Origin of the sequence: Pedobacter metabolipauper (assembly GCF_004362715.1) — a bacterium.
Taxonomy (GTDB): domain Bacteria; phylum Bacteroidota; class Bacteroidia; order Sphingobacteriales; family Sphingobacteriaceae; genus Pedobacter; species Pedobacter metabolipauper.
The window spans coordinates 920,182-934,037 of sequence record NZ_SNYC01000005.1 but is presented as its reverse complement, the minus strand read 5'-3'; the positions used below and the strand labels follow the sequence as shown (position 1 = coordinate 934,037).

Sequence of the window (13,856 nt, the reverse complement as noted above, 5' to 3'; positions counted from 1 at the left end):
TAGCCTGTAGTTCCGGTACTGCCGGAACTACTTCTTTTTAACTGTTTTAAGGATCATCAGGTTTTGCGCATTTATGGCATATCCGCTAATGTTATTTTGGGTCATAACGATAGACTGGTCATAAAAAATAGGAACAATGTTCGCATATTCTAAAACCATCCGGTCCATTTTCTGATACAGCAGGTAGCGTTGTTCATCATTGCTGATGAAATAACTCTGTTCAAACAGCCGGTCAAAGTCTTTGTTAAAGTAGGCAGTATAATTCGGGCCATTAGGAACTTTGTTCTTCGAATAGAACATGGCCATGTAATTCTCTCCATCCGGATAATCGGCAATCCAGGAGCCCCTGAAGAAATTTACTTCATTTTTAGACATGAGGTCGCGTAAACTCGCACTCGGGCTGGCATCTACCTTAACATTCATGCCTATGGCATGAAGTTCACCCTGTATAAACTCAATCAGATCTTTGTAAGTAGTTGATGTGCTCAGTGTAACCATGGGCATTCCTTTTCCATTAGGAAAGCCGGCTTCTGCCAGTAAGCGCGCAGCTTTTTTGGGATCATAGTGATAGCCTTTTACCGCACTGCTGTCATACCCGGGCATACCTTCCGGGATAAAGCCCGATGTTGCAGGGATACCTACTCCGTTTCTCAGGTATTTGATGAGCTTTGGCTTATCAATCGCGTAGTTGATTGCCTGTCTTACCTTTTTATATTTTAGCGGTGAGTTCTTTACAATGGCTTTGGAGCTGTCTACCATGATGCCAACATATTCCGTACACAGGTAAGGGCTTTTGCGAATATTAAACTTGCCCTTGTATTTGGTGGTCATTTTTCCGCTCTTGGTTAAAATATCATCCCGGTAACTGCCATCAACCTTGTCAAAGAAATCGAGTTCTTTTTTTAAGAAGTTCATAAATGCACTTTGCTTGTCACTGATGAATGTCACTTTAACTGCATCCAGAAAGGGCAGGCGCTGGTTGTCCTGCTTTTCCCAGTAGTTTTCATTTTTTAGCAACACCAGGATCTCATCTTCTTTCCAATGCTTAAATTTAAACGGACCGGTGCCGATTGGATTGCTGCGGAAATCTTTGCCGTAATGTTCCACAATCTCTTTAGGCACCACAGAACAGTATTGGGTAGTGAGCAGCTTCATAAACGCAGGAAAAGGTTTGATCAGGTGCACCTGGAATGTGGTGTCGTTAATCGCTTTGAAATTCTCGATGCCGGTAGCTTTGTCGCTAAAGATCCATCCCCCGGATGATGCTACTTTTGGATCTATTAAACGATAAAAGCTGTATACAAAATCAGCAGCGATAACCTTTCTTCCTTTTCCGTTTTTAAAGAGGGGGTGGTTGTGAAAGTAAACATCGTTGCGCAGAATAAAGGTGTAGGTTAGCCCATCAGCAGAGTTCTGCCAGCTTTTGGCAATACAAGGCATAATATTCAGGTCGCTGTCAATTTGTACCAGGCCGTTAAAGATCTGGTTGATCATCCACATTGCGTTTTGATTGCGTGCAAAAGCCGGATCCAGAGAGGTCAGGTTGTCGTTCAGGTTCATGTTGAACACTTTCTTGCCGTTGTCTGAAGAAGTACTTCCGCAGGATACAGTAAGGGCGATCAGCAGGCCGCAAAAAATATTGATTATAATACGATGCATCAGCTAAGGAATACTAATTTTGCACCAAATTAGTAAATAAATCAATATGTCTTTTTTAAATGCGGTTATAAATAAGGTGGAAGACGAAGCACAGCGTGAAATGCTTCAGGATCGGGTAGATATAATTCAGCATAAGATCAAGTTTATGGATAAGGTTACTGTTGCCTGTCTGGATACTAAGAACACATTAGACTGGAGCCTGGAAGGATTGGTTAATGATGCAGGTGGTATCTTACAAAGTGACGTGATGAATGCCAGGGTGGTTATCTATATGGAAGAAGATATGGGTATGCTGCAGCTTATGGGCGTGGTACCGTCACTCCTCCGGCCGGAATGGCCTTCAGTAGAATATAGCCGGGTTTACTTATGGGATGACGCTGCTCTTTTAGCAGGTGATGCTGCTGTAGCGGTAGAGGCTCTGGAAGATCTTGCTGAAATGCTGTACCCCGGATATTTTGTTTTTGGTAATGAAGGAAAAACCTGGATGAGTTTTAAAACGCAATAAACTTATCCATCTGCTCACTGGTAAACTTAACCGTATCTTCTTTAAACAGTGATCCGTTTTCATCCAGTTCCACTTTGATGGATGAGATGTGGATCCTTAGCGGCAGTACATTTAAATGCAGGTAACTGCAAACGCCGCCAAAATGATCTACCCCACGGATGTTGCCGTATTTGCCGGATGAAAGACCAACGAGAGCGGCTTTCTTGTCATAAAAACTTTCCGGAAAATTACACGCATCAATAAAAGTTTTAAGCACACCAGGGAAGCTGCCGTTATACTCCGGGATCAGGAAGATAAATTTTTTGGTCTTGCGGATAAGTTCCTGGATGCCTTCAAATTCCGGACTTCTCTTTCCATACAGGTCAGATACAATTAACGAATCAGGAAGATCCTCTAAACTGAAAAGGTTAGCATTTAAGCCTTTTGATGCCAGTGTATCCTGATAATATTTGGCAACTTTCAGCGTATTACTTAGAGGTCTGTTGGTGCCGGATATGATAGTTACCATGTAAAAATTGTTAATAAGATGTGTAAAACACTTATGGCTTTACTACCGATTTTATCATTTAGTTTGTATCTTAGCTACTCTTTTAAAAATGCCTGAAACAGCACAAAAATAGCATTTTTTATAGATTTACACCGAGAAAAATACGCCTTAACAGAACAATTCTAATTATTAATAAGATAAATGAGTAAAATTATCGCATTGGCAAATCAGAAGGGTGGTGTAGGTAAAACTACTTCATCAATCAACTTAGCTGCAAGTCTGGCCGTTCTTGAGTATAGAACCTTATTGGTTGATGCAGATCCTCAGGCAAATTCTACTTCCGGAATTGGCTTCGATCCAAGAAGCATAAAAAATAGCATATACGAATGCATTATCAATGATATTGAACCTTCGGAAGCTATTCAGAAAACGGAAACCCCAAACCTTGATCTTCTTCCTGCGCACATTGATTTAGTTGGTGCAGAAATTGAGATGATCAACCTGAATAACCGGGAGTATAAGATGAAGGCCGTTCTGGAAAAGGTAAAAGACCAGTATGACTTTATCATTGTGGACTGTTCTCCATCCTTAGGTTTAATTACGATCAACGCATTGACTGCCGCTGATTCTGTAATTATCCCGGTACAATGCGAATATTTTGCATTGGAAGGACTTGGTAAACTTCTAAATACAATTAAAATTGTTCAAAACCGTTTAAACCCTGAACTGGAGATTGAAGGGATCCTCCTTACCATGTATGACGTTCGTTTACGTTTGTCTAACCAGGTAGTAGAAGAAGTGAAAACGCACTTCCAGGAATTGGTGTTTGATACCATCATTCAGCGAAATACCCGTTTAAGTGAGGCGCCAAGCTATGGTGTATCGGTAATTATGCACGATGCAAACTGTAAGGGAGCGATAAATTATTTGAACCTGGCGCGTGAGATCGTTCGTAAAAACGGATTGGTTACCGAAGTTCAGGACGAAACTATAGCGATTATATAAACGATATTAATGACATCTTTTCAGCGAAAAACAGGTTTAGGTAGAGGATTAAGTGCGCTTTTGGATGACACAGAGGCTACCCATCCACCCAAGAACGGAGTAAACCCGGTAAGTGAAACCAGGCAAGAGGGAAGCAATAGCAATGCAATTGGCCACATCAATATCAGTGATATCGAAACCAATCCCTATCAGCCGCGTACCGAATTTGATCAGGTAGCTCTAAATGAACTCTCAGAGTCCATCCGGGTTCAGGGATTGATACAGCCAATTACAGTTAGAAAGCAGTCAGAAGGTAAATACCAGCTGATTTCCGGAGAGCGTCGTTTAAGGGCCTCCAAACTTGCCGGTCTAACAGAAATACCTGCTTACATACGCAATGCCAATGATCAGCAAATGCTTGAAATGGCGCTTATTGAAAACATCCAGCGTGAAAACCTAAATGCCATTGAGGTTGCATTAAGCTTTCAGCGGATGCTCGATGAATGCAGCCTTAAACAGGAACAGCTTGGTGAACGAGTTGGTAAAAACAGGTCTACTGTTACAAATTACCTCCGCCTGTTGAAATTACCACCTGCCATTCAGATTTCTATTCGTGACCAGAAGATCTCTATGGGCCATGCCCGTGCACTGATTAATGTAGATCAGGTAGAAAAACAGCTTTTTATACATGACGAAATTATTGACAAAGGTCTTTCCGTTCGTAAAGTAGAAGAACTGGTTCGAAGCATCAATAGTGTTCAGGTAAAGCCTAAACCAGCTAAACAACCTGCAGCAGCATCGTTTGAATATCAAAAACTGCAACGTGACCTGGCCTCTAAGTTTTCTACTAAAGTTAAACTGAAAGTAGGAGAGAATGGCAAAGGTGCAATTGAGATCCCTTTTGTATCTGAAGACGACCTTAGTCGTATTTTAGAACTATTAGATTGGTAATGAACAAATTTTTACTGGTATCGGGATTGTTGTTCTTTATGGCGTTAACAGTAAATGCCCAGGAGCCTGTCCGCACAAAAAGGGACAGCACAACCAGAAAAGCAAGAGTCGATACCTTAAAAGAGCCGGCTTACGTCAATGTAGGTCGTATTGAGGGTAGAAAAGCTTTGTTCAGGTCAATGATCGTTCCTGGTCTTGGCCAGATTCAAAGCGGACCAAACCTGTATAGACTTGCTAAAGTTGCGGGGATCTATACCGGAGCTACCCTGCTCACCTTATCCTACATTGATAACAATAAGATGTATCATGTGTACTATGATGAGTTAAAAGACCGGGCAGATAATGTAGATGGTAAACCTTCTGAGACCAGCCCCTACAAGTCTATTTCTGACGCAAGTTTAATCACTGCCAGAGATACCTACCGGAGAAATAAAGAAGTGGTCATCTTCTCTTATGTCGGTCTTTACCTGTTAAACATATTGGATGCCTATGTTGATGCCCGCCTAAAATATTGGAGCGTTGACGAAGATCTTACCTTTAAGGTATCTCCGGATCTGATCCAAACCAATAAAATGTATGGCTTTAATACGATAAGGCCAGGTGTAAGAATTACCCTTCAATTTTAATCAGTTAAATATAACAAGCGCTTTGCGGCTTCAAAAAAAAGATATATGAAAATAGCATTACTCGGTTATGGCAAAATGGGACAAATTGTGGAACGTTTTGCGGTAGATAGAGGACATGAAATTGTCTTAAAGATCAGTGTTGACAATAGAGCAGATCTAACTACAGCCAATTTGCGTAAAGCAGATGTAGCTATAGATTTTAGTGCGCCAGATGCAGCCATAGATAATATTTATGCATGTTTCGATGCCAATCTTCCAGTTGTTGTGGGCACTACCGGCTGGTATGGTCAGCTTCAGGAGGTCAAGAATGAGTGCCTTGTGCGTAACAATACCCTGCTTTATGGATCAAACTTTAGTATAGGCGTTAACATCTTCTTTCACATGAATAAGGTGCTCGCAAAACTAATGAACAATTTTCCGGCCTATGAAGTGCAGGTTGAAGAGATTCACCACACGCAGAAATTAGATGCACCAAGTGGTACAGCTATGACAGTTGCAGAAGGGATCATTGAAAATCTGGACCGGAAAATAGAATGGGTAAACGAATTGGTAGGAACGCCATTCGATGACGTATTAAAAAAAGAACAGCTGCTGATCGAATCGCACAGAATTGAAAATATACCAGGTACACATACCGTGGTTTACAGTTCGGAAGTAGATGAGATTGAGTTTAAGCATACGGCCCACAATCGTTCAGGCTTTGCCTTAGGAGCAGTAGTGGCGGCAGAATGGCTTGAAAATAAACAAGGTTTTTATAATATAACCGATATATTTGATTTTAAATAACGAATACATATATGAATTGGAAATTCTGGCAAAAAAATAAAGCTGCCAAGCCCCAAAAGAAAAAGTCTAAAACCAGGGAATGGGTAGATGCCATTTTGTTTGCAGTGATTGCTGCTACAATAATCAGGGTATTTTTCATTGAGGCATACACCATTCCAACCGCTTCTATGGAAAAATCCCTGTTGATCGGAGATTTCCTGTTTGTAAGTAAGGTGAACTACGGACCACGGATTCCAATGACTCCTGTTGCATTTCCTTTTGCCCATCATACCATGCCATTGACAGGAACAAAAGCATATTGGGAAGGCGTACAATGGAAATACCGCAGATTACCGGGATTTTCAGATATCAAGAATAATGATGTGGTTGTTTTCAATTACCCGCAAGGTGATACCGTTGCTCTTGAAGCCCAGGATACAGACTATTACAGACTGGTACGTGGCTTGGGATGGAAATACGTAAACAGCTCATACACCATTATCAGCCGTCCGGTTGATAAGCGTGAAAATTACATCAAAAGATGTATCGGCATTGCAGGGGACGTAATCAGCATGAAAAATGGCCTTGTCTACGTGAACGGAAAAGCAGAGAAACTGAAAAATACAGGGCAGATAACTTATGAGGTGGTATTTAAAACCAATGAGGTTAATTTTTCTGTGTTTGAAGATATGGGCTTTAATGTATCAGAAGATATTAAAATGGATCCCAACAGCTCCGTTTACTCCTTTAACGGAACTGAAGAAATGATGGCTGAGGTTAAAAAGCTTGACTTCGTCCAATCGGTTAAAGAAAGTGTTCAGACACCGGGAGTGCCGGAAGGTGATGTTTTTCCTTTTGATAAGAACAGGAAATGGAATGCTGATAACTTCGGGCCAATTGCTATTCCTAAAAAAGGATGGACCGTTCAACTGGATAGTGTAACTATGCCCTTGTATGAAAGGAGTATCAGGATCTATGAAGGTAATCAAGTAGAACGTTCAGGAACAGGTTGGTTAATCAATGGAAAACCAGCTACCAGCTATACGTTTAAAATGGATTATTACTGGATGATGGGTGATAACAGGCACAACTCACTGGATTCACGCTATTGGGGGTTTGTACCGGAAGATCATATCGTTGGTAAAGCACTGTTCATCTGGATGAGCTACGATACCAATGCGTCGTTCTTCAGCAAAATACGCTGGAACAGGTTATTGAGAGGCATAAAATAAGGATCAACAGGATATAAAAATCCCCCGTATGCAAATCAGCTGATTTGTATACGGGGGATTTTTTATTGGAACCCAAAATTCCAGGCAGCATTTAGTGCGGCAAAAGTTCTCGGCGAATCCGTCCAGAATTCAAAACGGAAACCGAAGTCGAAAGCTGATTTCTTATAAGGGAACTCAAATCCAATACCGGGTGTGATGATAAAACTTTTTATATCACCATCAGTTTTTGGATAAGCATAGCCCGCATCCCCATGAAGATAGACTGCATCAGATACGTAATATCTTGCTCCAACTTTAACAGGAACAAATGAAGGATCAAATGTGTTAACCTTTTTTTTATTTTCCAGGGTATAGAAGCTGTAATAACTTACTGTGGAAGTTAGACTAAGCTTTGTAAGTATAGGAACCTGGATATTTAAAGAACCTCCGTATCCAACCTCTTTTCTCGCGACGATAACATCGGGTCCTAAACCAATTTTGGCTCTGTGAATAGATGGGAGACGTTGCTGAGCATTAACCTGGTCAAGAGCCACAGCAGACAGTAAAATAACAAGTAGTAATTTTCTTTTCATAAATGGGAATTGCGCTGAATAAACAGCACAAGATACCAGAAAATTACTAAGATAGCTGACTAATTTAACCGGGAGATTCCTAATTTATCAGCAAGTTCATTTAAGTCATGAACTACCGCATCAATCAAAGGGATTCCTGCTGTTCTGCGTTCTTGTTCAAACGCATATTCCGGCTCTCCGGGAATAATAACCTGCTTATCCGGATCAACGGTTTTGGCCTGTTTAAAGCGCTCAATCCAGTTGTCCAGATGGTCTTTAAACTCCTGTGCAGGGCGGAAACCATCTACACGCATGGCACCGAAAAAATGTCCGATACCGGCACCAACAGGATCTGATGGGGGCTCCAGGAAAGATACAAATGGCGGAACCCATGGTCCGTAATTGGCACCTGAAAGTACGGCAGAAAGAATGTCTACTGTCGCACTTAAACCGTAACCTTTGTGACTGCCATGATCCTTATCGCTGCCTAAGGGAAGTAAAGAACCACCTTCTTTTAACTGGTGCGGGTTGGTAGACGTGTTGCCGTCTTTATCCTGTGCCCATCCTTCAGGTATGGGCAGGTTTGCACGCTGTGCAATTTCGAGTTTACCATTTGCTGCTGCGGCTGTTGCCATATCTACCACTACTGGCGGATACTTTCCTGCAGGGAATGCGTAGCACATCGGATTGGTACCCAATAAGCGCTCATTTGCGTAGGTAGGGGCTACCAGCGGACTTGCATTGGTCATGCTGATGCCGATCATTTCCTGCTCAACAGCCAGTAACGCATGGTATCCGGCAATTCCAAAGTGATTGGAGTTTCTTACTGCTACCCAGCCTGTACCATAAAGCTTTGCTTTCTCAATGGCAATCTTCATGGCAAAAGGAGCAACAACCAATCCCAGGCCGCCATCTCCATCAACCGTAGCTGTGGTCGCCGTTTCATACACTACTTTAATTACCGGGGTAGCATTAATACGTTCTTTTTCCCATAAACGAATGTAACCGCTCAAACGGGCTACACCATGAGAATCAATGCCTCTCAGGTCAGACCGAAGCAACACATCAGCAGCCAGTTGAGCATCTGCGGTTGTGCATCCCATTTTAAGAAATACATTTTCTGTAAATTCCCGGAGTTTTTCTTCTGTAAAGGTGTAAAAGGTCATTGGATATTATGCAAACAGAACGGTGAACTGATGGTCTAAGGGTTTAAAGGTTTTGATCAGTGAATCGATAAAATCGTCACCATACAAAACGAACATAGGTGCAATGTTTAATACGCGCTCCTGTAATACTCCTGTCGGGAACAACTTTTCTTTCAGGTTTTCGATTTGGGATAAAGAAGTTTCATGCTTGCGCTTTTCAGCCCTCAGCATTTTTTTCTCCAGATTGGTAATGAGTTTTAAAGCCTTGATCTTAGCTCCCTCAGCAGACTGAGAAAGGGTTTTGTCAATTTTGTAGGCATTTAGCTTGATTTGGTCAAAAGTTGCCCGTATGGCTCTTTCTTCATCATCAAGGGTAAGCTGCAAATTGACATGGGCTTTGATCCAGTCGACCTTTAAGGTTTCAGTATCGCTAAAAATGTTTTTATGGCTGATGCCCAGGATCTGCATCCGGTCTACACTTCTTTTGTCGATGACCAGCGCAGAATTACGGAGTAGCAGTACCGGAAAATCTACGCCATAATGGTCGAAATTTGCTTTTAACTGCAGCCAGTAGGTTACTTCTGCACCTCCGCCAATATAAGCAAGGTTGGGTAGGATTACCTCCTGGTACAATGGCCTCATCACCACATTCGGACTAAACCTTTCCGGGAAATCGCTAACCTCTTTTTGGAGCGCATCAGGTGTAAACTGAATTTCAGAATTCATCACCTTAAAAATACCATCTTCTTTAACAATGCGTTCCCTTAACTGGTCGGCCATGTAAAAGAAATTGATCTCTCTAGGGTTTACCTGAGGCTTGTAGCCGAGTTGTTCCAGGGCGGTATCACTCTTGCTAATGTGGTTAAAACTATTTTCCTGGGTGATGTCCTGATGAATGATTGCGGCGAACTGTTTTTTCAGGGCAGCATCATCGGCATCAACGCATAGTAAACCGAAACGTCCAAAAAGGGCGTCGACCAGTTCACGTGTAGCATCACTTAATTTCTGATTATTGGAATAGGCATGATCAACCATTTTAGAGAAATCCATACCATTTTCGCTGATACCAAGATAGCCTTTGTAAGCAGTTAACACTTCTTCCAGGTCTTTGGTATCCAGTCTGCCGGTAGCGCCAGATGCCTCCTTGTTCCAGGTTAGCCTTTTGTCTTCTACCTTAACGTGATTGATCTCTTCAAAGTCGTGATCTTCTGTAGCCATCCAGTATACCGGTACAAAGTTGTATTCCGGGAATTTCTGTTTAAGCTCAGTTGCCAGGTTAATTGCAGTAACGATCTTATAGATAAAATAAAGCGGACCGGTAAAGATATTCAGCTGGTGACCAGTAGTGATCGTAAACGTTTTGGAATCGGTCAGCAGGTTGATGTTCTGTTCAACCAGGCTGCTTTTCTGTATCGGTTCATATTGTCTTTTCAGCGTATCTGCCAACACGTTCCTGTCGCCATTGAATTGACGGTTGGAGATCGCTTCAGCAAAGCCGCTTAGATCCGGACTGTATTTGTAAAATGCTTTAAGTTGTTCTTTGCCACCGATGTAATCGAGTACGGCTGACGAAAAAGCATTCGTTTCTTTATAAGTGATGTAATTGGCCTGCATTGGATGCGAATTTAAGTTAATAAACTACAATTCATATTTTCAAGCCGTTATTTTACAATCTGTCCATACAGATCGAAATCTTCTGCACGGTCAATTTTAACCTGTACAAAGCTTCCATTTGCGGCATAACCGGTAGTAGCATCAATCAGAACCTCGTTGTCAACTTCCGGAGAGTCAAATTCCGTACGTCCAATAAAGAAATCACCTTCTTTCCGATCAATCAGTACCTTAAAGGTTTTGTCAACTTTTTCCTGGTTAATTTCAAAAGAGATCCCTTGCTGTATTTCCATAATGGCATCTACGCGTTCCTGTTTTACCTCATCAGGAACATCATCAACGAGGATATGGGCATGGGTTTTTTCTTCATGAGAATAGGTAAAGCAGCCCAGTCTGTCGAAACGGGTTTCTTCAACCCAGTTCATCATTTCTTCAAAATCTTCTTCTGTTTCTCCGGGATATCCGCAAATCAATGTAGTACGCATAGCTATGCCTGGTACTTTATCTCTGATCTGGTTTACAATGTCTATGGTTTTTTGTTTGTTAATACCGCGGCGCATTGATTTGAGCATATTATCTGTAATGTGCTGTAAAGGCATATCCAGGTACTTGCAGATATTCTCGCGTTCGTTCATGGCATCTAAAATTTCCATCGGGAAACCAGAAGGGTAGGCATATTGAAGCCTGATCCACTCGATACCTTTCACGTCAGAGATCCTCCGCAGCAATTCATCAAGATTACGTTTTCCGTAAATATCCAGACCGTAATAGGTTAAATCCTGTGCAATAAGGATCAGTTCCTTCGTTCCGTTGGCTGCTAGTATTTTTGCCTCATTTACAAGTTCATTCATGTCACGGGATACGTGTTTACCACGCATCAGCGGAATGGCACAAAAGGAGCAGGGGCGGTTACAGCCTTCTGCAATTTTGAAATAGGCAAAATGAGAAGGGGTAGTCAGTAAGCGTTCACCGATCAGTTCATGCTTATAGTTTGCACCCAGGGAATGCAATAGGTTGTTTAAATCATTGGTGCCAAAAAAAGCATCTACATTGGTAATTTCGGCTTCCAGCTCTGGTTTATAGCGCTCTGATAAGCATCCGGTTACAATGACCTTTCCTACTTTTCCTGCGTCTTTTAGCTGACTGTATTGTAAAATGGTATCTATAGATTCCTGTTTTGCGTTGTCAATAAATCCACAGGTATTGATCACTACAATATCGTCTTTACCAATCTGGTTAGATTCATGGACTACATCCAAACTGTTACCACGTAATTGGCCCATTAAAACTTCAGAATCGTATGTGTTTTTAGAGCAGCCTAAAGTGATGACATTAATTTTAGGTTTTTTTACAGGTATTATTTTGGATATTGTTTTTGTATTCATGTTTTATTAATCAGTATTATTTAAATAAGCCATCGACAAAAGCTTTTTTGTCAAACAGCTGAAGGTCGTTCATGCTTTCGCCAACGCCAATATATTTTACCGGGATCTTAAATTGATCAGAAATTCCGATCACCACGCCACCTTTAGCCGTACCATCAAGTTTGGTAATGGCCAGTGCATTCACATCAGTAGCTTCGGTAAATTGTTTGCATTGCTCAAATGCATTCTGACCGGTAGAACCGTCCAGAACAAGCAGTATTTCATGAGGGGCACCAGGTACCACCTTCTGCATCACATTTTTAATTTTACCAAGCTCGTTCATTAAGCCCACTTTATTGTGTAAGCGTCCGGCAGTATCAATGATCACCACGTCTTCGCCATTTGCAACGGCAGATTGGAGGGTATCAAACGCAACCGAAGCGGGATCAGAACCCATGGCCTGTGCAACCACACGAACACCAACACGCTCAGCCCAAAGTCTGATCTGTTCCACAGCAGCAGCACGAAACGTGTCGGCAGCACCCAGAACAACTTTAAGGTTCTCCGATTTAAGTTTATGGGCAAGCTTACCAATGGTTGTCGTTTTACCCACACCATTAACGCCTACAACCATGATCACATACGGCTTATGATCACCATATTCAAAACTGCGGAAGTCGTTGCTGTTATTCTCTGAAAGCAGGAGTTGGATCTCATCGCGCAGCAGCAGGTTCAACTCAGAAGTAGAAAGGTATTTGTCTTTGGCAACACGTTCCTGGATGCGCTCAATAATCTTTAATGTGGTACTTACCCCAACGTCAGAAGTCACTAAAACCTCTTCCAGGTTATCAAGAACATCATCATCTACTGTAGATTTTCCTGCTACAGCCTTGGTGAGCTTACTTAAAAAACCAGCTTTAGTTTTCTCAAGACCTTTGTTTAGAGCTTCCTGCGCTTCGGGTGCAGTTTCCTTTTTTTTAAAAAAATCAAATAAACCCATAATCATGTATAACAAAACAAAAAAAGCCCTCCCAGAATAAAGGGACGGCTTTAATATGATTAAATATTAAAATTATTTTTTAGATGCAATAGCATCTTGAACGTGATCGTTGTGAACAATAACTTCTTTGAAAGAATAAGCACCTTTAGGTGATTTAGTCATTGTAATAACTTTCGAATACTCTTTTCCTTTTCCCGTTTTCAGGGTTGCAACTACCTTTTTTGCCATGATCTAAATAGAATTGGATTTAGTTATATACTAAATGTATTACTTAATTTCTTTGTGAACCGTTACTTTTCTCAATACCGGGTTGAATTTTTTCAATTCCAAACGCTCAGTAGTGTTTTTACGGTTTTTAGTTGTGATATATCTGGACATACCAGCAACGCCACTGGTTTTATGTTCAGTACACTCTAGAATAACTTGTACCCTGTTACCTTTTTTTGCCATTTCTTTATTGTTACGGTTGATTCACATCAACCAATTTTTCTACAAATACCCTTTTTTCATGAAGCGGTTAATCGCTTCTGTAATACCAATTTTATTGATGGTTTTGATAGCTGAAGTAGATACTTTCAGTGTTATCCAACGATCCTCATCAGGAATATAAAATTTCTGAAGTTGTAAGTTGGGATAAAACTTACGCTTAGTTTTAACGTTTGAGTGAGAAACATTAAAACCTGTCATTGCCATTTTTCCGGTTAGATCACAAACTCTAGACATGCCTTTAAATATATGTTAATTATTCTTCGCTTAATTTTTTTAAGAGTGTGCAAATATCAATAAAATATTTGTAATCATCAAGTAGCTGCCTAAAATAATTTCAATTAATTATCAGCACGTTCCATTCAAATGGACAATACCGGATCAAATGGATGCCGAATGTGAACAAATTAACCCTTTAAATGCAGTAGCCTCTCCAGCTTTTCAATATTGCATATCGAAACTATTTTCTATAAGTTTGAGTTTTAGTCAG

General features: G+C 41.1%; 16 protein-coding genes. 6 read left to right on the top strand and 10 right to left on the bottom strand.

The features are described from left to right. Positions 1-27 precede the first annotated feature (27 nt). A complete protein-coding gene (locus tag ATK78_RS16360; protein WP_133577181.1) occupies positions 28-1,659 on the bottom strand; it encodes an ABC transporter substrate-binding protein in 1,632 nt (543 codons plus the stop codon). A gap of 46 nt (positions 1,660-1,705) precedes the next feature. On the opposite strand from ATK78_RS16360, the gene ATK78_RS16355 reads away from it, so the two are divergent. Continuing rightward, positions 1,706-2,164, top strand: coding sequence for a hypothetical protein (locus tag ATK78_RS16355; RefSeq protein WP_133577180.1), 459 nt, complete (start codon positions 1,706-1,708; stop codon positions 2,162-2,164). Here ATK78_RS16355 and ATK78_RS16350 read toward each other — a convergent pair. Then, complete coding sequence (locus ATK78_RS16350; RefSeq protein ID WP_133577179.1) at positions 2,151-2,672, bottom strand: NADPH-dependent FMN reductase; 522 nt, start codon at positions 2,670-2,672, stop codon at positions 2,151-2,153. The two genes, ATK78_RS16355 and ATK78_RS16350, sit on opposite strands and share 14 nt — an antisense overlap. Positions 2,673-2,852: 180 nt before the next feature. Here ATK78_RS16350 and ATK78_RS16345 point away from each other — a divergent pair, with 180 nt between their 5' ends. From ATK78_RS16345 to lepB, 5 genes are read left to right on the top strand one after another with little or no spacing between them, the layout of a single operon-like run. Next, positions 2,853-3,656, top strand: coding sequence for a ParA family protein (locus ATK78_RS16345; protein ID WP_133577178.1), 804 nt, complete (start codon positions 2,853-2,855; stop codon positions 3,654-3,656). 9 nt (positions 3,657-3,665) lie between these two features. Beyond that, a complete protein-coding gene (locus tag ATK78_RS16340; protein WP_133577177.1) occupies positions 3,666-4,586 on the top strand; it encodes a ParB/RepB/Spo0J family partition protein in 921 nt (306 codons plus the stop codon). Further along, a complete protein-coding gene (locus ATK78_RS16335; RefSeq protein ID WP_133577176.1) occupies positions 4,586-5,212 on the top strand; it encodes a DUF5683 domain-containing protein in 627 nt (208 codons plus the stop codon). Before ATK78_RS16340 ends, ATK78_RS16335 begins: the two co-directional genes overlap by 1 nt. A 45-nt stretch (positions 5,213-5,257) precedes the next feature. Beyond that, positions 5,258-5,998, top strand: coding sequence for a 4-hydroxy-tetrahydrodipicolinate reductase (gene dapB / locus ATK78_RS16330; RefSeq protein WP_133577175.1), 741 nt, complete (start codon positions 5,258-5,260; stop codon positions 5,996-5,998). A gap of 11 nt (positions 5,999-6,009) precedes the next feature. Beyond that, the gene (gene lepB / locus ATK78_RS16325; protein ID WP_133577174.1) at positions 6,010-7,209 is read left to right on the top strand and encodes a signal peptidase I; all 1,200 of its coding nucleotides are present in this window, start codon (positions 6,010-6,012) and stop codon (positions 7,207-7,209) included. Positions 7,210-7,271: 62 nt separating this feature from the next. On the opposite strand, the gene ATK78_RS16320 is transcribed toward lepB, so the two are convergent. The 8 genes from ATK78_RS16320 to rpmB form a co-directional block, all read right to left on the bottom strand. Beyond that, positions 7,272-7,781, bottom strand: a complete 510-nt coding sequence (locus ATK78_RS16320) for a hypothetical protein (RefSeq protein ID WP_133577173.1) — start codon at positions 7,779-7,781, stop codon at positions 7,272-7,274. Between the two features lie 59 nt (positions 7,782-7,840). Further along, on the bottom strand, positions 7,841-8,926 hold the full coding sequence (locus ATK78_RS16315; protein ID WP_133577172.1) for an Ldh family oxidoreductase: 1,086 nt from the start codon (positions 8,924-8,926) through the stop codon (positions 7,841-7,843). Between the two features lie 6 nt (positions 8,927-8,932). Beyond that, positions 8,933-10,519, bottom strand: a complete 1,587-nt coding sequence (bshC, locus tag ATK78_RS16310) for a bacillithiol biosynthesis cysteine-adding enzyme BshC (protein ID WP_133577171.1) — start codon at positions 10,517-10,519, stop codon at positions 8,933-8,935. A 47-nt stretch (positions 10,520-10,566) separates the two neighbouring features. Then, a complete protein-coding gene (gene rimO / locus ATK78_RS16305; RefSeq protein WP_133577170.1) occupies positions 10,567-11,901 on the bottom strand; it encodes a 30S ribosomal protein S12 methylthiotransferase RimO in 1,335 nt (444 codons plus the stop codon). Positions 11,902-11,917: 16 nt separating this feature from the next. Continuing rightward, complete coding sequence (gene ftsY, locus ATK78_RS16300; protein WP_133577169.1) at positions 11,918-12,880, bottom strand: signal recognition particle-docking protein FtsY; 963 nt, start codon at positions 12,878-12,880, stop codon at positions 11,918-11,920. A 72-nt stretch (positions 12,881-12,952) separates the two neighbouring features. Beyond that, complete coding sequence (locus tag ATK78_RS16295; RefSeq protein ID WP_133577168.1) at positions 12,953-13,108, bottom strand: DUF4295 domain-containing protein; 156 nt, start codon at positions 13,106-13,108, stop codon at positions 12,953-12,955. A 39-nt stretch (positions 13,109-13,147) separates the two neighbouring features. Beyond that, a complete protein-coding gene (gene rpmG, locus ATK78_RS16290) occupies positions 13,148-13,330 on the bottom strand; it encodes a 50S ribosomal protein L33 (protein ID WP_133577167.1) in 183 nt (60 codons plus the stop codon). A 39-nt stretch (positions 13,331-13,369) separates the two neighbouring features. Then, positions 13,370-13,603: a 50S ribosomal protein L28 gene (gene rpmB, locus ATK78_RS16285; RefSeq protein WP_039866682.1), complete on the bottom strand. Its 234-nt coding sequence runs from the start codon at positions 13,601-13,603 to the stop codon at positions 13,370-13,372. Between the last annotated feature and the right edge of the window lie 253 nt (positions 13,604-13,856).